Source organism: Devosia sp. YR412 (assembly GCF_900110945.1).
Lineage (GTDB): Bacteria > Pseudomonadota > Alphaproteobacteria > Rhizobiales > Devosiaceae > Devosia.
Genome location: NZ_FOFL01000002.1, coordinates 763490 through 789532, shown reverse-complemented (window position 1 = coordinate 789532; position 26043 = coordinate 763490). Strand labels below are relative to the sequence as shown.

Genomic DNA, 26043 nt, shown 5'->3' with positions numbered 1-26043 from the left:
TCGGAAGCGCTCAATGGCTGCTCTCCTGTTGCTGGGCCTGGCCGCTCTTGGCGGTGAGATAGGCCGAAATCTTGCTGTCGATGTCTTTGGAGACGGCGCCAATGTCGCGCACCAACCCGCCATCGACCCATTCGAGCCGGCCGTCGCCGAGGCGCAGGTCGGGATCGCCCATCACCACTAGACGCCCGGCAAAGCCCGAGGTCTGCATGTGGGCAGTGGCGATGTCGCGGATGGCGTCGGCGATGGAGGGATTGCAGCGCACCACGAGATGCGGCACGCCGGAAAGGCTTTGCATGCATTCGCCGATCAGCGCGTCGAGTTCGAGCGTCGGGTAACGCGCCAAAAGGTGCAGCGCCAGCTTGCGGCCAACGCTGGCTGCCAGTTCAACCGCCTCACGGCGCATCTCGGCGCTGGCATCATCCAGCGCCGCTGCCATTTCGGCCGACTGGGTAGCCAGCGTGGCGGCCGCAGCAGCCAGGGTCTGGGCGGCAACGGCGGCCGCATTGCGCTCGCCGGCCTGCATGCCTTCGGCATAGGCTTCTTCGCGCGCCTGGGCGATGAGCTGGGCGACCAGATCCTCGGGCATCATCGGAATGGCCGGTGCGGCGGCAGGCGTCGCAGCAGGGCCCTTGCTGAGGTCGAGGCCGAAGGTAAAGCGGGCGTGGGTTGCGGCCATGGTTACGCCACCATCTGATCGTCGGATTTGGACTTGAGGATGACGATGTCACCCTTGGCGGCGAGATCCTTGGCGGTGGAAACCATGCGGCCCTGGGCCTCGTCGACATCCTTGAGGCGGACCGGGCCCATGGCTTCCATGTCGTCGCGCAGCAGCTTTGCCGTGCGGCCCGACATATTGTTGAAGAAGCTTTCCTTGACCTGGTCGTTGGCGCCTTTGAGCGCCATCGCCAGTTCCTTCTTGTCCATCTTGGTGAGCAGGGTCTGGATGGCCGAGGATTCGAGCTTCGCCAGATCCTCGAAGGTGAACATCAGCGACTTGATGCGTTCGGCATCGTCGCGGTTGTGCTCTTCGAGGGTGGTGATGAAGCGGGCTTCGGTCTGACGATCGAAGCTGTTGAAGATCTCGGCCATCTGCTCATGGCTATCGCGGCGTTTGCTGTGGTTGAGGGTCGACATGAATTCGGTGCGCAGGGTCGACTCGATCTTTTCGAGAATCTCCTTCTGCACGGGGTCCAGCCCGAGCATGCGCTGCACCACATCCATGGCGAGTTCCTCGGGCAAAACGGCCAGCACCTGCGAGGCGTGCTCGGTGGCAATCTTGCTCAGAACCACGGCAATGGTCTGGGGGTATTCGTTCTTGAGATAGGCGGCCAGCACGTCGGCCTGCACGTTGGATAGTTTCTCCCACATGTTGCGACCGGCCGGACCGCGGATCTCTTCCATGATGGAATCGACCTTGTCGGGCGGCAGGAAGCTGAGCAGCAAGCGCTCGGTTGAATCGGTATTGCCCGACAGCGAGCCATTGGACGAAATCGTGGTGACGAATTCGACCATCAGGTCGTCGAGCATTTCCTGGGTAATCGGGCCGAGGCGCACCATGGCCCGGCTGAGCTGTTTGACTTCGAGCTCGTCGAGCTCGTCAAAGATCGGCTTGCCGTAATCGGGGCCAAGCGCCAGCAGCAGGGCGGCAGCCTTTTCGTCGCCGGTCAGCACACGGTTGGCTGCGCCAGCGCCGACGATGAGCTGCTTGGCGCCAGAGGCTTCGGGAGCTGCGGATTGGGAAACCAGGGCCATCGGGGTTACGCCGCTGCACTACCCAGCCAGTCGCGCACGATCAGCGCGGCCTGGCGGGGATTTTCTTCGACGAGGCTGCCGACGGTCTTGAGCGTCTGCAGCTGGGTCTCGCCCATCGACTTGGCATTGGCTACCCAGGCCGGCGTCTTGTCCCGTTCGATCTCCTGCTCTGCTTCGGCGATGACCTGGCCATCCGCGCTCAGCACGCCGTGGTGACCGAGTTCGGCGGCCGGGGGCAGGGCGAGCGGCTGGGTTTCGGGCGAAAGGGCTTTCTTCAGCAGCGGGCGCATCACGAAGAACACCAGCGCCAGGGCGATCAACAGGGTCACGGCCATTTCGGCGCCGTTCATCAGGTCGTCGCGGGTGAAGTCGAGCAGGCCACCGGCCGCATCGGTGCCCGGCACGGCCAGATCGGGCCGCTCGGCAAACTGCATGTTGACGACTTCGACGCTGTCGCCGCGGGTTTCCGAATAGCCGACGGCGGAGCGCACCAGGGTCAGGATCTGCGCGACTTCATCGGCGGTGCGCGGCGTATAGGTCTGCGTGCCGGCGGCGTCGGTGGCATAGACGCCATCGACCACCACGGCGACCGATAGACGCTTGACCGAACCGGCTTCGGTGACGGCGGTCTGGGTGGTCTTGGAAATCTCGTAATTGGTGACTTCTTCGGACGACGTACCCTGTTCGCTCGGGCCCGCGCCGCCAGTGTTCTGCGATGCGCCGGGCAGTTCGTTGGCCACGGTTACCTGGCCATTGGCGCCATTGGTGAGGTTTTCGGTCTCGCGCAGCTGGCTGGAGCGGACGACCTGGGATTCCGGGTCGAAGCGCTCTTCGGTTGTAGTCGAGCGGTTGAAGTCGATCTCGGCGGAGACTTCGACGCGGGCACGGCCCGGGCCGACCACATTGGCCAGCATGTCCTCGACGCGGGTGCGCAGGCGGTTTTCATAGCCGAGGGTGCGTTCAGCAGCATCACCAGCCATGGCACCTTCGGCATCGTCGCCAGTGCCGGAGGCGAGCAGGTTGCCCTGGTCGTCGACGATCGAGACGCGCGACGGGGTCATGCCCTCGATGGCCGAGGCGACCATGTGCTGGATGGCGCGGATTTCGCCATTGGCCAGTTCACCGCGCACCGAGAGCACGATCGAGGCCGACGGCGCAGTCTTTTCGCGGCGGAACAGTTCACGCTCGGGCAGCACCAGATGGACACGGGCCGATTTGATACGGTTGAGCGAGCCGATGGTGCGGGCCAGTTCGCCTTCGAGCGCGCGGACATTGTTGATGTTCTGCACAAAGCTCGTTGCGCCCAGCGTCGACTGCTGGTCGAAGATTTCATAGCCGACTTGGCCGCGCGTCGGCAGGCCCGAGCCGGCCAGCGTCATGCGGGTGGTGGTGATGTCATCGCGCGGGATGAGAATCGTGTCGCCTTCGCCGCGCAGCTCATAGGGAATGTTGAGCGTCTGTAGCTCGGTGACGATGGCCGAGGAATCCTCAAGACTGAGGCCGGTATAGAGCGGCGCGAGATTCGGGGTCTGGGCGCGGGTGATGAGAAAGCCGAAAAAGCCCAGCATCAGTACGGCGACGACCGCCATCGCTGCCAGACGCGGCAGGCCTATGCGGTTGATCAGCTGTGTGAAGTTTTCCACGCCGGTACTCAATTCGAGGATGACCCATGCCGACGCAAACGCACGTGGAGGCCGCTGGGCAAAAATTACCTACCTGATGGTAAACAATGTCTTAACTCCCCGTTGCAGTTTGCAAATTCCGGCACAAAATGCCGGGGAGAGTTTCAAAAGGATGAGTCTGATGCTGAAGGTTTTAGGCCGGATCACCTCGATCAACGTACGCAAAGTGCTGTGGGCGCTCGACGAACTGGGGCTCGTCTATGAACGGGAGGACTGGGGCATGCCCGGGCGCGATCCCAAGGTGCCCGAATTTCTGGCGCTCAACCCCAATGGACAGGTGCCGGTGCTGCTCGAGGGCGGCTTCGTCCTGTGGGAAAGCAATGCCATCCTGATCTATCTGGCCGAGCGGGAGGGCAAGCTGCTGCCCGGTCCGCTGGAACAGCGGGCGCTGGCACTGCAATGGCTGGGCTGGCAGGCGGCCGAACTCAATCCACCCTGGGGCTATGCGGTTAACGCGCTGATCCGCAAGACGCCCGGCTATGATGATCCGGCAAAGGTGGCCGAGTCGATCGCCAAGTGGGCGACGAGGATGGAAATCCTCGAGGCTCGGCTCGGGCACGATTCCGGCAATGGCTTTGTGGCCGGCGATGATGTCAGCATTGCTGATATCGCGCTCGGCCTGTCGGTGCATCGCTGGATGTCGATCCCGGCGGAGAAGCCGCAATTTCCGGCGGTGGCGGATTACTATCAGCGGTTACTGCAGCGGCCCGCCGGTGCGCGCTGGATGGGGCAAGAAACGCCCTAGCCCAGGCCAGCAGCGGTCGCGGTCTCTGCTCGCTTTCAGATCCTGGCCGGCCCTTGTTCCCGCAGGAACAGCGCCGGCCGGGGCATCACCCTAGAGGTGAGGCAGATGATCTGGATCCAGAGGGGCTACTACGATGAAACCGGCAATCCTGCTTAGCCGCGACGCTTTCCGCGAAGGGGTCTTTGCCCGCGACAACCACCAATGCGTCATCTGCAGCGGCCCGGCGGTGGACGCCCATCACATCATGGAACGGCGGCTGTGGCCGGATGGCGGCTACTATCTCGAAAACGGCGCATCGGTCTGCCAGGAACACCATATCGCCTGCGAGAGCACGCAGATCTCGGTCGAGGACATCCGGGCTGCCGCCGGTATTACCCGCATTGTCCTGCCGCCGCATCTTTATGACGACCAGCCCTATGACAAATGGGGCAATCCCGTGCTGCCCAATGGGCAGCGTGTGCGCGGCGAGCTGTTTTTCGATGAGAGCGTGCAGAAGATCCTGGAGCGCGGTGGCGTGCTGGAAATGTTCACCCACTGGGTGAAATATCCCCGCACCCATCACCTGCCGTGGTCCGAGGGGATCAATGACGACGACCGTGTCATGGCATCCCTCGATGGCCTCGTGGGTGAACGCGTCATCGTCACCGAGAAGATGGATGGCGAAAACACCACCATGTATCTCGACCACATCCATGCGCGCAGCGTTGACGGGAGGCATCACCCGTCACGCGACTGGGTCAAGCAATATTGGTCGACGATCGCCGGTGACATTCCGCCCGGCTGGCGGATCTGCGGCGAAAACCTCTTCGCCAAACACTCGATCGCCTATCAGGACCTCGCGTCCTATTTCATGGGGTTTTCGGTGTGGAGCGACCAGAACATCTGCCAATCCTGGGACGAGACCATGGAGTGGTTCGAGCTGTTCGGCATCACGCCGGTCCCGGTGCTCTATGATGGCATCTTCGACAGCAAGCTCATCGAGGGCCTGTACAAGTCGACAGACTGGGATCGCAGCGAAGGCTACACCGTCCGCGTCGCGGCAGCCTTTAGCGCCAGCCAGTTCTCCAGCAAGATCGGCAAGTTCGTTCGCCGGGGCCATCTGCAGACGGTCCGGCACGGCAATCGCATCGTCGAGCGGAACGGCCTGCGCTGAGAAATACAAAGCCCGCCAGATCACTCTGGCGGGCTTTGAGATTCATACCTGTTGTTTCAGCGCGCTAAGGCCTTAGCCTTCACGGTAATGCTGGATCCAGGTGGTCCGCAGTCCGGCAAGGCCATGCTTATCGATGGCGGCCTGCCAGTTGAGGAATTCATCGACGCTCAGTGTATAGCGGTCGCAGGCCTCTTCGAGGCTGAGCAACCCGCCGCGCACAGCTGCGACGACTTCGGCTTTGCGGCGGATGACCCACCTCCGGGTATTGGCCGGGGGAAGATCTGCGATCGTGAGCGGACTACCGTCCGGTCCGATAACGTACTTAACGCGAGGACGCATTTGTACGGTCATTTTACTCTCTACTCAAACCTGACCATATGACGAGAGACTAGGCTAACGGCCTTAAAATTCGACTAAGGGGAAACTTACAACAGGTTAAGAATGGTCTTGGATTTCAAGGCCTTGATTCAAGTTGATCGCGGAGCGATTTGCCCGGCAGTGGAATGACTTGAGGGGCGTCCGCAGAGATAAGCCGGAGCCATACGGTTTATCTCAAGCGCCTGCGCACCCACGATGTCATCCCGGCCTTGAGCCGGGATCCATCTCGAGATCGTGCCACGGCCGCAAGGTGGCTCGATCTAGCGGCATGCGGTGACATCTCAGGATTGGCCCCGGCTCAAGGCCGGGGTGACATCGTGTATGTGGGGAATTTAGGGACGCCGCTTTAGGCCGTCGTGTCGGTCTTCTCTTCCGTCGTCGCTGTCACCGGCTTGGTGACGTCGGGAATGCGGACGTCGGTGACGTCGGTGATTGTGACCTTGCGCGAGCCGACGGTCAGCACGGGCACGTCGCCGGTGAAGTCCACGGCGGTGACGATGCCGATCGAGGCGGTGCTGATCTTGACGTCCTTGCCGTTGCTGTCCTTGCCGGTGATGTCGATCGTATAGACGCCATTCGGCTTCATCGCGCCATCGCTGCCCTTGCCGTCCCAGCGGAAGGTGCCAGGGCCGGAGCCGAGCGGTCCGGTCTGGTTGTAGACCACCTGGCCGCTGGCATTCTTGATGGTGATCGAGGCATTGGCCGCTGCGGCATCGGCACTATAAGCCCAGAAGGCGGCGCTGGAATCGGTCAGCTCGCCGGTCTTGCCCGACGAGGTCACTTCCTTGCCGATATAGGAGACGGCATCGGATTTTGCCGTGTTCTGGCCCGACAGCATCAAGGTTTCGAGGAATTCATTGGTCTTGAGCTGCTGCTCAACGCCGGTGAACTGCACCAGCTGCTGGGTGAACTGGTTGGTGTCCATCGGGTCGAGCGGGTTCTGGTTCTTGAGCTGGGTGGTCAGGATGCTCAGGAAGGTGTCGAAATTATCCGCAATGGTGGCGCGCGACGCCGCGGTCTTGGATGTGGTTGCGGCGGCTGCCGAAACGCTATCGAGTGTTGCCATGACACCTACTCCTTACGCGATGATGTTGACGCCGCTGGCACTGAGATTGCCGCGGTAAAGGTTGACGGTGGGCAGGGGGGCGTCGTCCACTTCGGCGAGGTCAGTGCCGAACAGGCTGCCGCCATTGGCATTCTTGCCCTGCTGGCCGCCGCTGAAGGGATTGTCCTTGAGCGAGAACTCCAGATTGGTCTTGCTGCTATCGAGGCCAGCCTGCTGCAGGGCGCGTTCCAGCGCCTTCTGGTCGCGCTGCATCAGGTCAAGCGTTTCGGCCTTTTCGACGGTCAGGCGCGCATTGACCTGGCCAGAGGCGTCGATATCGAGCCGCACGTCGATCTTGCCCAGTTCGGCCGGATCGAGGCGGATCTGGAAGCGGGAATTGCCGTCGCCGACCTGGCGCGCCATTTCGAAGGCCAGTTGCGGCAGGTTGAGCTGCTGCTGGCTGGTCTGGTAGCCGACCTGCACCACGCGGAGCGCCGCCACGGCATCGACGCGGGCGGTAGGAATGGTCTGCGTCGCGACCTGTGCATCGGGCTGTTTGTCGGCGGTGGCGGCGACAGCGGTCGGCTTGGTGTCCGCCGGCTTGTCGTCGCCGGATTTCTTCTCGGCACTGGCTTCGACCGGCTTGTCGCCATCCTTGACGGTCGGCTTGACCTCGAGACTGGGGTCGGCCGTCTCGGGCTTTTCGGCTTTGACCTCAAGTGCCGGGGCGGCTGCCTCGGTCTTGCTGGTCAGCGACGAGTCCGGCAGCTTGAGTGCCGGTGTGGCCAGAGCAGGCGCAGCATCGGCCGCAATGGTCGGCTTCAGCGCATTGTCGAGCGCGGTTTTCAGCTCGGTGTCCGTGTTGAAATTGGCCTGCAGCGCGGCCAGCGCGTCGCCATCTGTTTCGCCCTGGTTGAGGGTGGTGAGCAGCGCGGCCAGCTTGTCGCCGACGGCCTTCATCTGGGCCGACAGCTCGGCACTGGCTGATGCGTCGGTCTGGCCGAGCAGTTCGCTGACCATCGGGCCGAAGGCTTGCACCAGCTTGCCCGTGAGGCTCTCATCACCTGCGGTCGGCGCAGCCATCAGGGCGGCCAGTTCGTCGGTCGAGGGCAGGTCGGTCAGGTCGATGTTGAGCTGTTGCGCAAGGCTGGTCAGCAGCGCATCGAGTTCTTTCAGCGCCTTTGGATCGATCGGTTCGCCAGCCGCCAGTTTCGCCTTGAGATCGGCCAGGCCTTCCACCAGTTCGGTCAGCTTGGGCTGGGCGGTTTCGGCTGGCACGATGGCGATCTGCGCGTCGATCGCTGCAGCGACGGGATCGATGGTCTCGTCTTCGTCGGGCGTGAAGCCGGTCGACATGTTGACGTCGTCATTGGTGGCCGGCTTGGCCGGTGCGGCGGCAGCAGGCGTCGGCTCGGGCTTTTCAGCGCCGGATGCGCCCAGCAGGGCGGCAAACACGTCTTCGCTACCGGCATCGGCAGTGGAATTGCCAAAACTCTTGGTGCTGGAGACGCCGGCAGTGCTGGTCGTAACGGTCAGATGTGATGCCACGAAAGCGGCCCCGCGAATGAGACTAATCCAAGCCAGTCAATGCAGGCGCCGTGCCAAGTCCTCGCGACCGGCGAATATCATGTGATTTCAAGGCGGTGATGGCGGCACATGCATGCTGTGTTGTCGGCAATCATGGCTGAGGCGGCAAAAGCTGCCGGGCAAATGTTGCGGCTTTTGTCCGAAAGGGATATGAGCCCCGTCACAGTTTGTCCGCTGGCCCTTGAACCCAACCGGATGGAAGAAAGATGTTGAACTCGCTTGATATTGCCAAGCGTCCCGAAGACACGCGCGTCGTCGTCGCGATGTCGGGGGGCGTGGATTCCTCGGTCGTGGCGGGCCTCTTGGCTAGCCAGGGCTATGACGTCGTCGGCGTCACCCTCCAGCTCTACGATCATGGCGAAGCCACCCATCGCAAGGGCGCCTGCTGCGCCGGGCAGGACATCCACGATGCCCGCCGGGTGGCCGCAACGCTAAATATTCCCCATTACGTGCTCGACTATGAAGAGCGCTTCAAGCACTCGGTGATCGCGCCCTTTGCCAATGCCTATCAGCAGGGCGAAACCCCGGTGCCCTGCATCGCCTGCAACCAGTCGGTCAAATTCGTCGACCTGATGGAGGTCGCCCGCGACCTAGGCGCCGATGTTTTGGCCACCGGCCATTATGTGCAGAGCCGCCTCGGCGACGACGGCCGGCGCCAGTTGTTCCGCCCGGTTGATGCCGAGCGCGACCAGACCTATTTCCTGTTTGCCACCACGCAAGCCCAGCTCGATTTCCTGCGCTTTCCGCTCGGCGGCATGAGCAAGGCGGCGGTGCGCGAAATGGCACGCGAAATGGGGCTCGAAATCGCCGAAAAGCACGACAGCCAGGACATCTGCTTCGTGCCGCAGGGCAAGTATGCCGACATCATCCGCAAGATGCATCCCGAGGCGGTAGCAACGGGCGAGATCGTGCATCTCGACGGCCGCGTGCTGGGCAGCCATGAAGGCATCGTCAATTACACCGTAGGCCAGCGCAAGGGGCTCGGCATTGCCTCGGGCGAGCCGCTCTATGTGATCAAGCTCGAGCACAAGACCGGCCGCGTCATCGTCGGCCCTCGCGAAGCGCTCAAGACCCACACCGTGCGCCTGCGCGACGTCAACTGGCTCGGCGCCACGCCTTTGGCGCAGCTATCGGCCGGCAATGGTGCGCCGGTCGAGGTCAAGGTCCGCTCGACGCGCGGCCCGCAGCCGGCAGTGATCCAGATGCAGGGCGACAGCGTCTATGTGACGCTGGTCTCCGGTGAATATGGCATCTCGCCCGGCCAGGCCTGCGTCTTCTATGCCGACGATACGGCGACCTCGGAAGTCTGGGGCGGCGGCTTCATCGCCGAAGCCGTGCCGCAGGTGTTTGCTGCCTGATTATTCGACAGCGGGATCGATCGGAGCGGCCGTTGTCGCTTCGGCATTGGCCTCGCGCAGCGACTGGTAGGCATTGATGCCGCCCAGCGAGGTGGAAATGGCGATGATGACGATCAGCACGCCGAGGCACAGGATCAGCACGCGGCCGGGGTTCAGCGCGAAGGGGCTTTGCTTGGGCTCGTCCATGGCGGGGCCTCCAAAATAAATCTGCATAAGCGCCCAAGGTCTGGGCGGGCAGGGGCGTCTTAGCACTAGAATGGCCACCAAAGTAAGGCTTGGCGAGTGCACGGACCCATGCTGGGACTGACGGCCGCATCCCCGATCGAGGCGAGGCACGCGCTGACGCGGGCGCTGGTGACCCGTGCGCAAAACGGCGATGCCGCGGCTTTCGGCGAGCTGATCGAGGATCATTATGACCTGATCCACCGTACGGCCTGGAAATGGTGCGGCAATCGCGCCGATGCCGAGGATGTGGCGCAGGATGTCTGCATCAAGCTCGGCGCAGCGCTTGCCGGATTCGACCACCGATCGGCGTTTTCAAGCTGGGTCTATCGCATCACGCTCAATGCCGTGCGCGACATGCAGCGGGCCGGCAAGCGGCGCGGCCAATATGCCGACGCCTATGCCGAGGTGACGCCCGACGAACAGCCACCCGAGCAGGAAGCGGCCGCCACCAGCCGCCAGCTCTGGGCGGCGGTGCGCGAACTGCCGGATAAGCAGCGCAATGCGGTGCTGCTGGTCTATGCGGAAGAATTGAGCCACGCGGCGGCGGCCGAGATCATGGGCATCAAGGAGGCCACCGTGTCCTTCCATGTGCATGAAGCCCGCAAGACCCTGAGGGGGCTGCTATGAGCGACGACCAGATGCCCGATCCCTTCGACAGCCTCAAAGCCACCCAGGCGCCCGACCCGCGCGCCGACGCCAAGCAGCGCGCGCTGGCCGCCGGCATGGCCGCTTTCGAGGCGGCGCAGAAGAAATCCGAAGCAACACCCCAAGGAAATCCCTGGGGCCAGCGTCTCACGTCCATCATCGCATCCTTGAAAGGGATCAAGATCATGGACATGCGTCTTCCCATTGGTACGGCGGCCCTGGCGCTGATCGTGCTGCCGCTCGGCTATCAGCTCTATTCGACCACCTCGATGACCCCGGCCGAGGTGGCCGTGCAGCGTCCTGCCATCGTGGCGCCGCAGGCCGAAAATCTGGCCAAGGCCGAAGAGCCGGCACCAGTCGTCACCGCCGAGCCTGTTGCGCCGGCGCCGATGCAGGACATAGCGGCGCCCAGCGCCTTGACCCGTCAAGCTGCCCCCGCCGGCGCCGTGGTGCAGCAGAGCGCCATCGGTGCATCGGCCGACGCGATGTTCGAGAGAGAAATGGCCATGCCGGCCCCCATGCCGTCGCTCATTGCCCTGCCGACCGAACCAAGCGGCGATACCTTCACCAGCTTCGACGAACAGCGCCTCAAGACCGCGGCCGACGAGCCGGTCTCGACCTTTTCGGTGGATGTCGATACGGCCAGCTATGCCTATACGCGCCGCATGCTCGAGGACGGTTTCGTCCCCGAGCCCGATGCGGTGCGCATTGAGGAACTGATCAACTATTTCCCCTATGACTATCCCACTGCGACAAGCGCCGCGGTGCCGTTCCAGCCTACGATCGGCGTGTTTCCGACGCCATGGAATTCGAAAACCCAACTGCTGCAGATCGGCATCAAGGGCTATGTGCCGACGGTCGAAGAAGGCAAGCCAGCCAATCTGGTCTTCCTGATCGACACGTCCGGCTCGATGGACGAGTCGGACAAGCTGCCCCTGCTCAAGCGCGCCTTTGTCCTCTTGGTCGATCAGCTCTCCGCCAATGATACAGTCTCCATCGTGGTCTATGCCGGCTCGGCCGGCGTGGTGCTGGAGCCGACCGTCGCGACCGACAAGGCGAAAATCCTCGCCGCGCTGGACGATCTCAGCGCCGGCGGCAGCACAGCCGGTGCCGAGGGGATCGAACTGGCCTATCGCCTCGCCGAAAGCCACAAGGTTTCGGGTGGCACCAATCGCGTCATCCTCGCCACCGATGGCGATTTCAATGTCGGCATCGACGATCCGGAAAAGCTGGAAGATTTCATCAAGGGCAAGCGACAATCCGGCACCACCCTCTCTGTGCTGGGCTTCGGCCGCGGCAATCTCGATGACGCAACCATGCAGGCCCTGGCCCAGAACGGCAATGGCAATGCCAGCTACATTTCCAGCTTCCGCGAAGCGCAAAAAATTCTGGTCGAGGAGATCGGTGGCACGCTCGACATGATCGCCAAGGACGTCAAATTCCAGGTCGAGTTCAACCCGGCCGTGGTCAACGAATATCGCCTGATCGGCTACGAAACCCGCGCACTCAACCGCGAGGATTTCAACAATGACAAGGTCGATGCCGGCGACATCGGCGCGGGTCACACGGTGACGGCGCTTTACGAAATTACCCCGGTCGGGTCGGGCGCCGAAATGATCGACTCGTTGCGCTATGGCCAGACCACGGAGCCGCCGGTCGCCGGCGACGAGATCGCTTTCCTGCGCATGCGTTACAAGCTGCCGGAGAGCGACGTCAGCCAGCTGATCGAAGTGCCGGTGACGCCCGAGGTGGTCTATCGCGATATCACCGACGCCAGCAACGACATGCGCTTCGCCGCCGCCGTCGCCGCCTTTGGGCAAAAGCTCAAGGGCTCCAACTACGGCGGTGAAATGGGCTGGGCCGAGATCGAGGCCCTGGCGCGCTCGGGGCGCGGTGCCGACGACAGCGGCTATCGCGTGGAATTCATCAACCTGATCAAGACGGCCAGCCTGCTGAAGCCGGACACGGATAGCGATCCGTGTGATTTGAGCACGAGTGGGGACTGCGAATAAGGCCGCGATAGTTGGCGCAGAACGTCCAGTCCACACCCTCCCCCTTGAGGGGAGGGATCAAGGGAGGGGGTAGGCCACAGGCACTGAGCTTATGGAACGATCCCCTTCCTGCTCGATGACGGACTTAGCGAAGGGCTAAAGTCCTATCTCGCTTCCCTCCCCTCAAGGGGGAGGGGGGCGCGGTGGGTGTGGCGAGATGTGAGTCGATTAAACCAGCGGCTTGAGATTTGCCTCGATACTGGCCCGGCGACCTTCTAGGAATGGCGGCAAGGCGAGGCTTTCACCAAGCGTTTCCATCGGCTCATCCGCCGCAAATCCCGGCACGTCGGTGGCGATCTCGAACAGGATGCCGTTCGGCTCGCGGAAGTAGAGCGAGGTGAAGTAGAAGCGCTCCACTTCGCCGCTGGAGCGGATGCCGGCCTTGGTGACGCGTTCGATCCACTGGCGCAAGCTATCCTGGTCCGGGGTGCGGAAGGCGACGTGGTGCACGCCGCCAGCGCCGGGACGGGCCATGGGCAGGCTGGGGTCGACCGCGACATGCAGCTCGGCGCCCGGACCGCCACGGCCCATTTCAAAGACATGGGTTTCCGGCGTGTGGCTGGTGGCGGAATATTCGCGGGTCTTGCGCATGTTCATCACCTGGGTCAGCACGGCCTCGGTGCGGTCGAGCCGCGGGACCGACAGGGTGATGGGCCCCAGACCGATAATCTGCTGCTCGGCCGGCACGGGCGACTTGGCCCAGGGTACAGCCTTGTTGGCGGCATCGATCACCATGCGGAAGCGCTGGCCTTCGAAATCCTCGAAATCGAGCGACAGCTGGCCGTTGCGCTCCTTGATGGCTGAGGTGCCGACATTATTGGTCTGCAGATGGGCTTTCCACCAGTTCAGGCTATCCTCGCTGGCGACGCGCAAGCCGGTGCGGCCAACCGTGTGATTGCCACGGCTTTCCTTGGGCGCGTCGAAATCGAAAAAGGTCAGGTCGGCACCGGGGGAGGCCACGCCGTCGCCATAGAACAGGTGATAGGCGGTGGTGTCGTCCTGGTTGACCGTCTTCTTGATCAGCCGCATGCCAAGAACCTGGGTATAGAAGGCCAGGTTTTTCTTGGCCTCGGCGGTGACCGCCGTGAGGTGATGGATGCCTCCGAGTTCGAGCGTCATTTCTGCAATCTCCTGATGGGCGGCCAGTTCGCCGTCGTTGCGATAGATGTAAAGGACGCCGGCCGGTTTGTGCAGATGGACAATTGCAACGCACTGGTGTCTTTTCCTGAACGATCGCTCGTGACCTCCCAGAGGTATCAGCAGCCGATCACAATTCCCTCACAGCTGTCTTTTTGACATGCGCCCGAGCCCGACATGCGGTATCCCTGTCATGAACATAAAGGGAACAAAAATGGCCGCGCTGACACTTCGCCGAAAGCTCGCCATCCTCTCAGATGCGGCCAAATACGACGCGTCCTGCGCTTCCTCCGGTTCGGAAAAGCGTAATTCTGCTGGCACGGGCGGTATCGGCTCGACCGAGGGCAGCGGGATTTGCCATTCCTATGCGCCGGACGGGCGCTGCATTTCGCTGCTGAAAATCCTGCTGACCAATTTCTGCGTCTACGACTGCATCTATTGCGTCAACCGCTCGTCCTCCAACGTCACCCGCGCTCGGTTCAGCGTCGAGGAAGTGGTGAAGCTGACGCTGGATTTCTACAAGCGCAATTACATCGAAGGCCTGTTCCTCTCCTCAGGCGTCATCCGCTCGCCCGATTATACGATGGAAGAACTTGTCCGCGTGGCCCGCTCGCTGCGCGAGGACCACCAGTTCGCCGGCTATATCCATCTCAAGGTTATTCCCAATGCCACGCCCGAGCTTCTCGTCGAAGCCGGGCGCTGGGCCGACCGGCTCTCGACCAATATCGAAATGCCGACCGATGTCGGGCTGGAACAACTGGCGCCGGAGAAAAAGCCCAGCGAAATCCGCACTGCCATGGCCAATGTGCGGGGCAAGCTCGACGAAGCCGGACCCGACAAGAAGGCGCGGGCGCTGAAGCCGAAATTCGCTCCGGCCGGGCAATCGACGCAGATGATCGTCGGCGCCGATGCGGCCGATGATGGCGCCATCCTCAATCGCGCCGCCGGACTCTATTCCGGCTACAAGCTGCGCCGGGTCTATTATTCGGCCTTTTCGCCCATCCCCGACAGCTCCTCCCGGCTGCCGCTAAAGGCGCCGCCGCTGATGCGCGAGCATCGGCTGTATCAGGCCGACTGGCTGATCCGCTTTTATGGCTTCGACGTGCCCGAGATCGTTTCGGGTGGCGAGGACGGGTTGCTTGACCTTTCCATCGATCCAAAACTCGCCTGGGCGCTCAAGAGCCGGCAGCGCTTTCCGGTCGACGTCAACCGCGCCGACAAGGAAATGCTGCTGCGCGTCCCGGGGCTGGGCACCCGCAGCGTCGAGCGGATCATTTCGACGCGCCGGCATCACCGCTTGCGGCTGTCCGATGTGGCGACTATTGCCGGCACCATCGACAAGGTGCGCCCCTTCATCGAGGCGGCCGACTGGACCCCCGGCGGGCTGACCGACGACAGCAAGCTGCGCGCCCGGCTGACGCCGCAGCCGGAACAGTTGAGCCTGTTCTGATGCAGGTGGTTCGCCTCACCGCGCCCAATGACTTTGCGGAATGGCGTGGCCATGCGCGACGCCTTTTGGCGGCGGGGATATCCCCCAATCAGGTAGACTGGCGTATGCTGGGCGATGCCGGCGGGCTGCTCGACGATGTCGACGCGATTGCGCTGCCGCCAGTGGACCGTCCCGTCGGATCGGTGCCGCGTCAATTCCTTGATATGGCTCAACAAGCCATTTGCCACGCCGATCCGGCGCGGTTTTCCGTGCTGTATAAGCTGTTGTGGGCGCTGCAGAGCAACAACCAAATGCTCGGTGATGCGACGCTCGATGCTAACAGTCTGTTAACGAAATGGACCTCGGCGGTGCGGCGCGACAGCCACAAGATGAAGGCCTTCGTCCGCTTCAAGTCCATCCTGGATGATAGCGGGCTCGAGCGCTATGCCGCCTGGTTCGAGCCCGATCACTACACATTGGAGATGACCGCGCCCTTCTTCGCACGCCGCTTCGACGGCATGATGTGGGCCATCATCACCCCCTATCGCAGCGCCTATTGGTATGGCGAGAGCCTGGCTTTCGGCCCGGGCGGGCAAAAAAGCGATGTGCCCCAGGATGATGCGGTCGAGGATGACTGGAAGACCTATTTCGCCTCGATCTTCAATCCGGCGCGGTTGAAGGTTTCGATGATGAAGTCGGAAATGCCGGTCAAATACTGGAAAAACCTGCCCGAAGCCGAACTGATCGCTCCGCTGATCCGCAATGCCCGGCAGATGGAGAGCGAGATGATCGAGCGCGTGGCCAGCCTGCCGCCCTCGCGGCATCTGCGCCAGCAGGAACGGCTGCCCGAACCTCTTGGCACACAAGAAATCACCACCCTGGCCGACGCCCGCACCGCCGTGCAGGACTGCCGCCGCTGTCGTCTCTGCGAACACGCCACCCAGGCGGTGTTTGGCGAAGGCCCCGAACATGCCGACGTCATGTTCGTCGGCGAACAGCCCGGGGACCAGGAGGATCTGGCTGGTAAACCCTTCATCGGCCCCGCCGGTCAAGTACTTAATAAGGCTGTCGAAAAGGTCGGCATCGACCGCTCGCGGGTCTATGTCACCAATGCCGTGAAACACTTCAAGTTCGAGCCGCGCGGCAAGCGTCGCATCCACCAAAGTCCCGATGGCGGCGAAGTTCAGGCCTGCAAGTTCTGGCTCAACCTGGAGCAAGACCTCGTGAGACCGAAAGTCATCGTCGCGCTGGGCGCCACGGCTGCGACGAGCCTGCTCGGAAAAACAGCCACCATCAGTAAGTTACGCGGTGCGCCGATCGCTTTGTCCAATGGCACTACCCTGTTCGTGACCAACCATCCCTCCTACCTGCTCCGCATTCCCGATGCCGAGGGCAAGGCGCGCGAACAGGCCAAATTCGAGGCCGACCTGATCCTCGTGCGCGACGCCATCGACGTCCTGCGCACGCAACATTGAAACCAGCGCGCTAGCGTCTTGACAGGGCGGTGTGCTAAAACTAGTAAGTGCTTCGGCGGGGCAACCCGCGCACTTCTTGAAGCGGAGTAGCTCAGTTGGTTAGAGCAGCGGAATCATAATCCGTGTGTCCCCAGTTCAAATCTGGGCTTCGCTACCATCTTGAAATCGTTGATGTTTTTGACATGTATCGTGTCAGGAACGTCAACGATAGACCCCCACAAAATCGGCATCTGGGACAAGTCTGGGACAAACGGACCGATTCATGTAGTCTGGTTAACCGGATTTCGCGGTTTCCTGTTATCGTGTGCAAGTGCAACTTCTGACGGCGCACGCGCATATTTCTGAGCGCGGACCTGCTCCAGCTCTCCGGCAACACTTTCCACGAGGATTTGCTTGATGGCCGCTGCCCGAAATGCGGCAAGAGCGACCTCTGGCACGTGAACGAACGCTATACCTGGGACAGCGACGTCGGCATGTTGACAGTCAGGCGGCCAGCTGGCGTGAGGAAGATCCAGCTTTGGCGGGGCGAGCTCTACTCGGCGCCGGTGGCCACCAGTACACCACATTCCTGAGACTGGTGCACGGATGGCCATCTATGTACCGATCTTGCGGAATTGGTACATAGGCAGCCAAGTGAACATTTTTATGCCAGTCAGGGCGTATCTGGCATAAGAATGTTCACCCCATTTCTTCCGGGGAAATCCGTCGAAGTCCCCCGGACGAATCGGTCTCCGTCCGGGAGGCTGCCGGCATGGCTCCGACATCACACTGCATCGATCAAGTTACCGCCGTTCAGCTCCAAGTCGTTTACGACAAGGCGCGCAGCGAGGGCCTCGATCCCGATCGGGCAATGGAAACCGAACGTCGGGTATTCCGGCACACCTGCGAGTGCGACCCTTCTGCCGAGGGCATCTATCTCGACTGGCTGTCAACGTGGCGCCAACGTTGGTGGCAAGACCGAACCGGTTTCCACACGGCCATGACGACGAGCGATGTGAGCCGGCTGCTCATGGGCCTGCACGCCTATCACGCGGCGCGGGCGACATTGCCGGCAGACCAGCAGGATATAGACCCGCAGACCGGATAAACGGATTTCTGGCGGGCCCTGGGCTGGCAGCGTCCGTGACAAGGAAGCTAAAAATAATCCCTCGGTTTCCGGCACTGTTTCGGAAGCTAACTCTCCTTAACTTCGGTTTCTGGCAACTCTCTGACCGGGTGCGAAATCACTGCGTGTTAATCGAAAGTTAACACGCGGTGCTTGGTGCGCATTACACTGTTGCCTTGGCGCGGCTCCACGACCTCGGCCGCGTGGTGATGAAGCGATCTCCGACCAGCCCAAAATTGCTTTTGCGGCAAGTGCGGTCTACTCCGATATGCCGAGTGCCGGGAGCTGTACGCGAACGTTCAGGCAAGCAATACCTTTTCGTGGCTTTGGGAAAGCTTCGCAAGCATTTTGCAGACAGCTGCGCGCCATTGGGTGCCTGTTCGCCCAACCAGTGATGCACTTCTTCCGATTAGCGGATTGCGTCACCGGTCGGCCGAGAAGTTCGTCGCCAAGTCCTCCAGATATATACAGTTTAGCTGTATATATCTGGAGGACTGTCGTGTCCGTAGACGACAATAAGGCGGTCGTTCGCCGCTTCAATTCCGAAGTCATCGAGCAGGGTAGTGTCGACGCGTTCGACGCTTTGATGGCGCCTGGCTTCATCAATCATGCTGCCCCGCAGGGCGCGCCGAACGGACCAGAAAGCATGTGGAACACGTTTCAGAACATTCTGCGACCGGCGCTGTCGAACCTGACCGTCATTATTCATGAGCAGATCGCCGAGGGAGAACGGGTCACGACGCGCAAGACGATCACCGGGGTACATTCTGGCACCCTGCTGGGCATTCCGGCTACCGGCAGACCGGTCGCAATCGACATTATCGATATCGTCCGCATCCTCGACGGTCGATACGCTGAGCATTGGGGACTAAACACCATGTCCCAGGTGCTGACCGAACTGCGCAAACCATAGCCCCTCAGCCCGCCAGGCGGTCAAGAACGGCAATGGCGGCCCGGAGGGTGGCCCGCTCCGTTGCAGACAACCGGTCCTCAATCAGGCCGGCGATCTGCAATGCTCTGGCTTCCCGTGATCGCACCAGCGCCTGCCGACCTTTATCGGTGATGGCCAAAAGCGCGCTGCGGCCATCAGCGGGGTTTGGTGTTTTGGCAACCAACTGTGCGGCTTCCAACTGGGCAATTGTCACCCGCATGCTCTGGTGCCTGACATCGCGACGCTCGGCGAGGTCAGCGACCGTCATGAGCCCATTCCGACCTAGAAGTCCGAGTGTTTCCGATTGTGCCGTCGTAGGCGATTGCGCTTGCGACCGGATCGCCCGAACGAATTTGCCGGTTACACGACGCAGGTCCTCGGCAAGCTGAACCGTCTCTAGGGCCTCGGGAGAATTGTCTTTGTTGCTGGCCATCGGCGCCAAGCCTTGTGTTGTCTGGACCGTGGCCCTTGCCAAAGCCAGGTTGACCATAGGCCAATATGATGGGCACGCAACAAGCCCTACCGGCGGCCCAAGGTGCCTATGCCGTGGCAGGCGCCTTGGCAGCGGATACGTCATGGTCACAGTCCGTCGACCCGAGACGGCACCGCAAAGCTGCCTGTCGGAAAACCACCCCGGAAGCGCTAGACCGTCATCCGCGCGGACACCGCCGGTATGCTGGAGTTTAATATCGCCGATAAGGCGCGACCCCGTTGCGGACATCAATGCTAACGCCCGGCAGCCTGACATCGGACATTGTCCTTCAGTCGTCAATTTCCAGGTTCGAGCGCTTTAGCGCACCTCTGCAATAGCTCACCCAGTAATTCTGCTTCCTCCGTCGTCAGTCCGGCAAGCATCTGTCGCTCAACTGTCTCTGCAGCGATCATGCCGGCATGCGCTGCCGTCAGACCCTTCTCGGTCAATTCCGTCATGATGATGCGTCCATGCCCGGGATGCGGCGTCCGCACTATAAATCCGTCGCGCTCAAGGGTGACCAGCATGCCTTGCATAGACTGAGGTGTCACAAACGCTGCGCGTGCTAAGGCAGCGTTGGAGATGCGAGGATTGTCGCGAATTGCGAGCAGTACCGCGTTCTGTGCTGCCGAGACGCCAGCTTCCGACAGCTCCGCCTCCAGCCGCTGGCGCAAACGATGCTGGACGATCTTTAAACCATATCCGATCCAACCTCCCTCACTCGAAAGAGCCATCTTGCGTGTTGACATATCAGGAGCCTGATATCTATGTAAGGAACCTGATGATATCTTGGAACGCCCATCATGACAATGCCAATCGGCCCATCCTTCATTGCGCTGCAGGTTCGCAACCTCGATGCGTCCACCAAATTCTACTGTGAAGTTTTTGGCTTCATGGCTCAGGAGAGAAACCCTCCAGGTGCTGTCATCTTCGCCACAAAGCCGATCCCCCTGGCCCTGCGCGAGCCGCTGCGCCCGCTTCCCGAAACCGCCCCCCTAGGAACCGGCATGGTCTTATGGGTCGCCTGCAACGATGCTGACGCCTTCCACGACCGCATTATTGAACGTGGTGGGAAAGTGTTGGCCGCCATAAATGATGGCCCGTTCGGCCGGTTCTTCGTGGCAAGCGATCCTGACGGCTACGCCATCACCTTCCACACCGCCCAAAACTAGGTGCCACAGCTGGCGGCAAGCTCGACCGCACTGTGGTTAGTAAGGATATCCAAATTTATCGAATAGCAATAGGATCCGCCTGTTCGTAACCGACGCGACCTGCCAAGCTTGGGCGCTTACCTGTCTCAGAGCTACTGAAGCGTGTCACGGTAAGCCGCATCGTGGAAGCCCCAGTCGTTCGTTCTTATATAGATGTCTGCGCCATAGGTCTCCTGCAGATACCGCGCCGCCATAGTGGTCGCCATGGCCGTGGCCTATGAACACCTCCTTGATGTTGGCCGGGTCGAAACCGAGCTCGGTCAGCCCTCCGGCAATGTACTGCTCAGCCTCTTCGGCATTGTTGAGTGCGTCGAGAATGTAGATTTCCTCGCCGCTTTTCTCCACGAACGCCCAGGAGGCGATGTCGTCGAGCCCCAAGTAATAGACGTTGTTGAACACCTTGGTCGGCGCTGGGGCGGCACCTTCTTCGGGCAGAGGACTCCGAGCTGCGGGGTGCGCATCGGTCGTCGTAGACGAACATGATGCCCCACTTCTCGGAAAGTGCATGAGCGGCGCGCTTGTAGATCTCGACCGTTTCAGGTTCGGTGCCCATCGGGTCGGCGATATTCTCGGCGACCACGGGAAAGGCGTAGTGCTCCAGAAGGGCGAAGCTTTCAGGATAGACCTCCGCGGCGAAGCTTGCTGTGCCCATGGCGCCCGCGACCAAGACCAACGCAGAGGCGCTCCTTAACGGCATCATGTCTCACCTCCTCGATGCGCTAAACAACTTTGTCTGAGCTGCTGCCGCCAAAAGATGCACGCCGGCCGTGCACTCTATAGGTACGCAGCTACAATGTTCCGCACCTGAAGGATTGTATCCAGCGTCAGGTCATTGCGGACGACGTGTTCGCAGTCTTTGGCGAAGGTGAACTTCCGATCGTAGATAGCCAATCTTTGTTCGAGTTCGGCCGCGGTGGCGCCAGCAGAAGCCAATTTATGCCGATAGGCGTCTCGGTCGGTGTAGGTGAAGATCCTGACGACGCGGTCACCGAACAGCGCAACCAAACCGGGCGTGGGATCTGGGATCGTGATATAGGCTGAGCGTTCGTCCGCTATGGCAGCTTCAACTTCGAGTCGCGACACACCGAAGCTCTCGCCTCGATCGTTCATCATGATGTCTGTCAGAATTCCGGCCTGGTGGAGCCGTTCGAGTTCGCCCGGCGATACGAAGTGCTGGTCTAGGCCTTCGACCTCTCCTACCCTCGGCCGACGGGAGGAGTACTTGACGATCTTCTGGAGGCCCAGGTCGCGAGCAACGGTGTGCGCTATGTCCTTTCGTGATGACTTGCTGGTTCCGATGTATGCGAAGAGACGACCTCGCATTCAAACCTCCCGCTGTGGCTGCGTCTGCTCTCCTGTATGGATTTTGCAGTCGATAAATGCAATGATTAGATGGCTTTCGGAGGCTATGCTTTGACATCACCAACCTGGTCCCCCACCCAGTATCTCAAATTCGAGGACGAGCGCACACGGCCAGCTCGCGATCTAATTGCAGCTGTCCCGACTACCATGGTCGATCATGCGAGCGACCTCGGTTGCGGCCCCGGGAATTCGACGGAGCTCGTGCTTGAGAGATACCCAACCGCAAGTGTTGTTGGCGTGGACAACTCTGCCAAGATGCTTGAGAAGGCGCATCAGCGCCTGCCAGCCTTGCAGTTCGAAAATGCCGATGTTGAGACCTGGGTCGCTGCGGTCCCCCAAGACCTCATCTTTGCCAACGCTGTCTTGCAGTGGCTGCCCGACCATGGAGCGCTCTTTCCTCGACTTGTTGGGATGCTTGCACCTGGAGGCTCGTTGGCGATTCAGATGCCAGACAATCTGGATGAGCCGAGTCATTCGTCAATGAGAGAGATTGCCAGCGACGCACGCTGGCGTGAGCTGATGGGCGCGGCGTCAGGCAGCCGCACCGAGATCATGACTGCGGGTGACTACTACCGCATGCTCAAGCCGTCGTGCCAGCGCGTCGACGTCTGGAGAACGACGTATCATCATCCGTTGGCGAGCCCTCGGGCCGTGGTGGAATGGTTCGAGGGCTCGGGCCTGCGCCCGTATCTGGATGCGCTTCCGACTGCGCAGCACACTGACTTTCTTGGTGCATATGAGGAGCAAATAAAGTCGAACTACCCGACTGCCCAAGACGGATCTGTGCTTCTCGCGTTTCCCCGCATTTTCATCGTAGCCACCCGTTGATTGGTTTTTTCGTGGCAACTCGTGCAATCTTGGAGACAGATGCAGTTCTGATCGTTATGGTGAGGCATCTCAGCGGAAACGATTGAACACATGCCGGCCAGCCCCCTTGCTCTTAACATCGCCAACGAAATCTCCCAGTTGATCTCATCCGGGCAACTGGAGAAGCAAGCGCATCTCAGCACCCAGAATTTGGCGGACAAGTTCGGGGTGTCCAGATCGCCAGTGCGTGAGGCCATGCAGCTGCTAGCGGAGCAGGGCGTGCTGGAGCAGAAGCCAAATCGTGGCTTTTTCGTCAGCGACAAGGAGCCTCCGACTTTGTCGGAACCGCTGGATGACGAAGCCACTCCGTTTTCCACGATCAACGACTACCAGCGGATAGCGGAGGATTGGCTCACGGATCGCATTCCTGCGGACGTCACAGAAGGCATGTTGCGAGAGCGCTATGACCTGACCAAGGCGCAGCTCAACGACATCCTCATGCGGGCGACACGAGAGGGATGGGCAGAGCGCAAGCAAGGCTATGGTTGGCGGTTCCTGCCGGTGGCCAAGACTGCCGAAGCCTTCGAGCAGATCTATCGATTTCGCATGCTCATCGAGCCAGCCGCAATGCTGGAGCCTGGCTTCGCGCTCGACAAGCAGGTGCTCAAGGAACAGCGCAGTATTCAAATGCGCATGCTCGAGTCGGATATCGAAAGGCTTCCCGCGGAGCGGCTCCTCCACAATGGGTCGCTCTTCCACGAAGAGCTGATCAGAATGTCGAACAATCCATTCTTCCACATTTCCCTGGTGCGGGTGAACCGCATGCGGCGCCTGCTCGAATACAGGTCACGCGTCGATCGCGCTCGCCTGGTGGAGCAGTGCAAGGATCACATCGAGATCATCTCACTGCTAGAGAAAGGTGAAGTGGTGGAAGCATCTTATGCCATGCGGCGGCACCTCGGTGGCGCCCTCAGCCGCAAGTCGCCGATTGCATGGTCCTGGGCCCAAACCAACCAAGCCGAAAATTAACACTTGCATTTAAGCGTGCAAAAAGCCAATAACTCTCACCATCAAGAGACCGGTCGCTGGCGGCCGGATTTATGGGAGAGTTATCAATGCGCATTATGGTCACGCCTTGCGACGGCATCGGACCAGAGATCACCGCCGCCACGATGGAAGTGCTGGAGGCGGCCAATAGCCGTTTCGATCTCGGCCTGACCTACGACTATGAGGACACGGGCTTCGTCAGTCTCGAGAAGTACGGCACTACGCTGCGCCCGGAAGTTATAGAGCGCGCGAAGACGTACGACGGGATCATCCTTGGGCCGCAGTCCCACATGGACTATCCCCCCCGCGATCAGGGCGGCGTCAACGTATCCGCCGGCTTCCGCGTCAAGCTCGACCTGTATGCAAATGTACGCCCGGCACGTTCGCGCGACTTCCTGGGCAACGGGTCCAAGAAGATGGATCTCGTGATCATGCGCGAGGCCACCGAAGGCTTCTATCCCGATCGGAACATGTTCGCCGGTACCGGAGAATTCATGCCGACCCCGGACGTCGCGCTGTCGGTCCGCAAGATCACTGCGGGCGCTTGCGAGCGCATCGCTCGCGCTGCCTTCGTTCTTGCGATGAAGCGCGACAAGCGTGTGACTGCAGTTCACAAGGCCAACAATTTTATCCTCACCGATGGCCTGTTCATGCAGCAGGTTCGCAAGGTTGCCGAGGAATTCCCCGAGGTTAAGCTCAACGACTACATCATCGACGCCATGGCCGCTCACCTAGTGCGCGATCCGTCGCGGTTCGACGTGATCGTGACGACCAACTTCTACGCCGACATCCTCTCGGACCTGGCAAGTGAACTGTCTGGTAGCCTTGGCCTGGCCGGCTCGATCAATGCGAACAAGGAAGCCAACTTGGTCTGCGCGCAGGCCCAGCACGGCTCGGCGCCAGACATCCAGGGCAAGAACATCGCCAATCCGACTTCGCTGATTCTGTCCGTCGCGATGATGCTGAGCTGGCTCGGCGAACAGCGCAAGCTGCCGAATTTCGAGGCTGCCGGCGCCGCGATCGAACAGGCTGTCGACACGGTCCTGGCGAACTCCACGCAGCGCACCCGCGATCTTGGCGGCAACGTCAACACCGACGCATTCGGCAGCCTCGTTGCCGCCGCAGTGGGGGCCGAGCAGACCGCGAAGGTCGCATCCGCATAGTCCTATTTTCGTGATTGATTGGTTTTTGGACTTGTAAAAGCCAAAAAATGAACGCAAGGTGGCCCGAGGACGACAAGGGCGTCCCCGGTCCGCGACCCGGTCGAAGACCGATAGAGGAATAAGGGAGAAGGAAATGAAACTAGCTTACGCATCGAGCCTGCTCGTGCTCGCTATGGCTGCGACCACCTCGGTGGCCCAGGAGCTGCCGCCATACTATCCCGCCGACTATGCAGCACTCATCGAGGCCGCCAAAGCCGAAGGAACCGTCAACGTTTATACCTCGACCGACAGCGCCAACTCGCAGGCGATGCTCGACGCCTTCACGGCCAAGTACGGCATCCAGGTCGCTTATAACGATCTGGGCACCAACGGCGCCTACAACCAGGTCATTTCCGAGGCTGCGGCTGGTCAGGTTACCGCCGACGTCGTCTGGAGCTCGGCCATGGACCTGCAGATGACGCTGATCATGGACGGGTACTCGGACAAGTACCAGACCCCGGAATGGGAGAGCATTCCGAGCTGGGCGCTTTACGACAACCAGTTGTGGGCGACGACCGTCGAACCCATCGGTCTCATCTACAACACCAATGCGCTCAGCGAAGATCGTATCCCCAAGACCCGCGCCGAGCTGATCGCCTTCTTTAACGACAATCAGGCTGAGCTGGACGGCAAGGTCGCGACTTTCGATCCTGAGAAGAGCGGCACCGGCTTCTTGCATCATACCAACGACGCGCGACAGACCACCGATTGGTGGGACCTCGCTCGAGCCATGGGCGCAAACCATGTGAAGACCTATTCGAGCTCCGGTTCGATGAAGGAGACGGTCGTTTCCGGCGAGAACGTCATCGCCGTCAACATCATCGGCTCTTATGGCCTGCAGTGGGTCGAGGAGAGCCCGAACCTCGGCGTCGCATTCGCCACCGACTACACGCCGGCTTTCTCCCGGCTTGCTTTGATCACAAAGGGCGCCCCGCACCCCAATGCTGCCAAGCTGTTTGTGGACTTCATGCTGTCCAAGGAAGGCCAGGAAGCTCTCGCAAGTGGCGGCCTGCCGTCCGTACGTGAAGACACCACCACGGGCCTAAACATCAACTCGCTCAATGAGCGCGTCGGTGGCGGTCTCCGCCCGATCTTCGTGGACGAAGGCCTGCTGGAATACATGGACCCGACAAAGCGCGTCGGCTTCTTCAACGAGTGGAAAGCCGCAATCGGCCTGTAGTCACCTAGGCTGCGGCGTTCGTCCTTGGGCGTCGCAGCCGGACCCGTCATTGCGAGAGGCAAAG

26 protein-coding genes and 1 tRNA gene are annotated in these 26043 nt (G+C 61.2%); 15 read left to right on the top strand and 12 right to left on the bottom strand.

From position 1 onward, the window contains the following. Positions 1 to 10: 10 nt before the first annotated feature. The 3 genes from BM045_RS10105 to fliF are packed head-to-tail and all read right to left on the bottom strand — an operon-like array spanning position 11 to position 3395. Positions 11 to 676, bottom strand: coding sequence for a FliH/SctL family protein (locus BM045_RS10105; protein WP_092182744.1), 666 nt, complete (start codon positions 674 to 676; stop codon positions 11 to 13). Positions 677 to 678: 2 nt separating this feature from the next. Beyond that, the gene (fliG, locus tag BM045_RS10100) at positions 679 to 1752 is read right to left on the bottom strand and encodes a flagellar motor switch protein FliG (RefSeq protein WP_092182742.1); all 1074 of its coding nucleotides are present in this window, start codon (positions 1750 to 1752) and stop codon (positions 679 to 681) included. A gap of 5 nt (positions 1753 to 1757) precedes the next feature. Then, positions 1758 to 3395: a flagellar basal-body MS-ring/collar protein FliF gene (gene fliF, locus BM045_RS10095; RefSeq protein ID WP_092182740.1), complete on the bottom strand. Its 1638-nt coding sequence runs from the start codon at positions 3393 to 3395 to the stop codon at positions 1758 to 1760. A 19-nt stretch (positions 3396 to 3414) separates the two neighbouring features. Here fliF and BM045_RS10090 point away from each other — a divergent pair, with 19 nt between their 5' ends. After that, entirely contained in the window at positions 3415 to 4179 is a 765-nt protein-coding gene (locus BM045_RS10090; RefSeq protein ID WP_210185000.1) for a glutathione S-transferase family protein, read from the top strand. 133 nt (positions 4180 to 4312) lie between these two features. Continuing rightward, positions 4313 to 5332, top strand: a complete 1020-nt coding sequence (locus tag BM045_RS19170; protein WP_244522945.1) for an RNA ligase family protein — start codon at positions 4313 to 4315, stop codon at positions 5330 to 5332. Positions 5333 to 5404: 72 nt separating this feature from the next. On the opposite strand, the gene BM045_RS10080 is transcribed toward BM045_RS19170, so the two are convergent. The 3 genes from BM045_RS10080 to BM045_RS10070 form a co-directional block, all read right to left on the bottom strand. After that, the gene (locus tag BM045_RS10080; protein ID WP_035102845.1) at positions 5405 to 5683 is read right to left on the bottom strand and encodes a CtrA inhibitor SciP; all 279 of its coding nucleotides are present in this window, start codon (positions 5681 to 5683) and stop codon (positions 5405 to 5407) included. Between the two features lie 373 nt (positions 5684 to 6056). Continuing rightward, positions 6057 to 6776, bottom strand: coding sequence for a flagellar hook assembly protein FlgD (locus BM045_RS10075; RefSeq protein ID WP_092182738.1), 720 nt, complete (start codon positions 6774 to 6776; stop codon positions 6057 to 6059). A 12-nt stretch (positions 6777 to 6788) separates the two neighbouring features. Continuing rightward, on the bottom strand, positions 6789 to 8303 hold the full coding sequence (locus BM045_RS10070; protein WP_092182736.1) for a flagellar hook-length control protein FliK: 1515 nt from the start codon (positions 8301 to 8303) through the stop codon (positions 6789 to 6791). Between the two features lie 245 nt (positions 8304 to 8548). On the opposite strand from BM045_RS10070, the gene mnmA reads away from it, so the two are divergent. Next, positions 8549 to 9700, top strand: coding sequence for a tRNA 2-thiouridine(34) synthase MnmA (gene mnmA / locus BM045_RS10065; protein WP_092182734.1), 1152 nt, complete (start codon positions 8549 to 8551; stop codon positions 9698 to 9700). On the opposite strand, the gene BM045_RS10060 is transcribed toward mnmA, so the two are convergent. After that, positions 9701 to 9886 (bottom strand): hypothetical protein, encoded by a 186-nt coding sequence (locus BM045_RS10060; RefSeq protein ID WP_139198765.1) that lies wholly within the window; start codon positions 9884 to 9886, stop codon positions 9701 to 9703. A gap of 153 nt (positions 9887 to 10039) precedes the next feature. On the opposite strand from BM045_RS10060, the gene BM045_RS10055 reads away from it, so the two are divergent. Both BM045_RS10055 and BM045_RS10050 read left to right on the top strand, forming a co-directional pair. After that, entirely contained in the window at positions 10040 to 10552 is a 513-nt protein-coding gene (locus BM045_RS10055; protein WP_170848473.1) for an RNA polymerase sigma factor, read from the top strand. Next, complete coding sequence (locus tag BM045_RS10050) at positions 10549 to 12582, top strand: vWA domain-containing protein (protein WP_092182728.1); 2034 nt, start codon at positions 10549 to 10551, stop codon at positions 12580 to 12582. Before BM045_RS10055 ends, BM045_RS10050 begins: the two co-directional genes overlap by 4 nt. A gap of 207 nt (positions 12583 to 12789) precedes the next feature. On the opposite strand, the gene BM045_RS10045 is transcribed toward BM045_RS10050, so the two are convergent. Then, entirely contained in the window at positions 12790 to 13740 is a 951-nt protein-coding gene (locus BM045_RS10045) for a ring-cleaving dioxygenase (protein WP_092182726.1), read from the bottom strand. A gap of 232 nt (positions 13741 to 13972) precedes the next feature. Here BM045_RS10045 and BM045_RS10040 point away from each other — a divergent pair, with 232 nt between their 5' ends. The 5 genes from BM045_RS10040 (at position 13973) to BM045_RS10020 (ending at position 18680) form a co-directional block, all read left to right on the top strand. Continuing rightward, positions 13973 to 15208 carry a putative DNA modification/repair radical SAM protein gene (locus BM045_RS10040; RefSeq protein WP_092182724.1) on the top strand — a complete coding sequence of 412 codons (1236 nt, stop codon included), beginning with the start codon at positions 13973 to 13975 and terminating at the stop codon, positions 15206 to 15208. After that, positions 15208 to 16662 carry a UdgX family uracil-DNA binding protein gene (locus tag BM045_RS10035; RefSeq protein WP_092182722.1) on the top strand — a complete coding sequence of 485 codons (1455 nt, stop codon included), beginning with the start codon at positions 15208 to 15210 and terminating at the stop codon, positions 16660 to 16662. The genes BM045_RS10040 and BM045_RS10035 overlap by 1 nt, the downstream gene beginning before the upstream one ends. A gap of 80 nt (positions 16663 to 16742) precedes the next feature. After that, positions 16743 to 16819, top strand: a tRNA-Met gene (locus BM045_RS10030). A 594-nt stretch (positions 16820 to 17413) separates the two neighbouring features. After that, positions 17414 to 17749, top strand: coding sequence for a hypothetical protein (locus BM045_RS10025; protein ID WP_092182720.1), 336 nt, complete (start codon positions 17414 to 17416; stop codon positions 17747 to 17749). A 517-nt stretch (positions 17750 to 18266) separates the two neighbouring features. After that, entirely contained in the window at positions 18267 to 18680 is a 414-nt protein-coding gene (locus tag BM045_RS10020; protein ID WP_170848459.1) for an ester cyclase, read from the top strand. 4 nt (positions 18681 to 18684) lie between these two features. On the opposite strand, the gene BM045_RS19310 is transcribed toward BM045_RS10020, so the two are convergent. Then, positions 18685 to 19131 carry a MarR family winged helix-turn-helix transcriptional regulator gene (locus BM045_RS19310; RefSeq protein WP_092183213.1) on the bottom strand — a complete coding sequence of 149 codons (447 nt, stop codon included), beginning with the start codon at positions 19129 to 19131 and terminating at the stop codon, positions 18685 to 18687. Between the two features lie 335 nt (positions 19132 to 19466). Continuing rightward, on the bottom strand, positions 19467 to 19919 hold the full coding sequence (locus tag BM045_RS10010) for a MarR family winged helix-turn-helix transcriptional regulator (protein WP_092182716.1): 453 nt from the start codon (positions 19917 to 19919) through the stop codon (positions 19467 to 19469). A gap of 54 nt (positions 19920 to 19973) precedes the next feature. Between BM045_RS10010 and BM045_RS10005 the strand changes: the two genes are divergently transcribed. Beyond that, positions 19974 to 20342 carry a VOC family protein gene (locus BM045_RS10005; RefSeq protein WP_092182714.1) on the top strand — a complete coding sequence of 123 codons (369 nt, stop codon included), beginning with the start codon at positions 19974 to 19976 and terminating at the stop codon, positions 20340 to 20342. Positions 20343 to 20486: 144 nt separating this feature from the next. On the opposite strand, the gene BM045_RS10000 is transcribed toward BM045_RS10005, so the two are convergent. Together BM045_RS10000 and BM045_RS09990 are read right to left on the bottom strand one after the other, a co-directional pair. After that, positions 20487 to 20780: an MBL fold metallo-hydrolase gene (locus BM045_RS10000; protein WP_170848458.1), complete on the bottom strand. Its 294-nt coding sequence runs from the start codon at positions 20778 to 20780 to the stop codon at positions 20487 to 20489. Positions 20781 to 21155: 375 nt separating this feature from the next. After that, entirely contained in the window at positions 21156 to 21704 is a 549-nt protein-coding gene (locus BM045_RS09990) for a hypothetical protein (protein WP_092182708.1), read from the bottom strand. A 69-nt stretch (positions 21705 to 21773) separates the two neighbouring features. On the opposite strand from BM045_RS09990, the gene tam reads away from it, so the two are divergent. From tam to BM045_RS09970, 4 genes are all read left to right on the top strand, one after another. Then, complete coding sequence (tam, locus tag BM045_RS09985; RefSeq protein ID WP_092182706.1) at positions 21774 to 22571, top strand: trans-aconitate 2-methyltransferase; 798 nt, start codon at positions 21774 to 21776, stop codon at positions 22569 to 22571. Positions 22572 to 22661: 90 nt separating this feature from the next. Beyond that, positions 22662 to 23579 (top strand): GntR family transcriptional regulator, encoded by a 918-nt coding sequence (locus BM045_RS09980; RefSeq protein ID WP_092182704.1) that lies wholly within the window; start codon positions 22662 to 22664, stop codon positions 23577 to 23579. 86 nt (positions 23580 to 23665) lie between these two features. Further along, complete coding sequence (locus BM045_RS09975) at positions 23666 to 24760, top strand: isocitrate/isopropylmalate dehydrogenase family protein (RefSeq protein ID WP_092182702.1); 1095 nt, start codon at positions 23666 to 23668, stop codon at positions 24758 to 24760. Positions 24761 to 24893: 133 nt separating this feature from the next. Further along, on the top strand, positions 24894 to 25979 hold the full coding sequence (locus tag BM045_RS09970; RefSeq protein WP_092182700.1) for an ABC transporter substrate-binding protein: 1086 nt from the start codon (positions 24894 to 24896) through the stop codon (positions 25977 to 25979). Positions 25980 to 26043 lie beyond the last annotated feature (64 nt).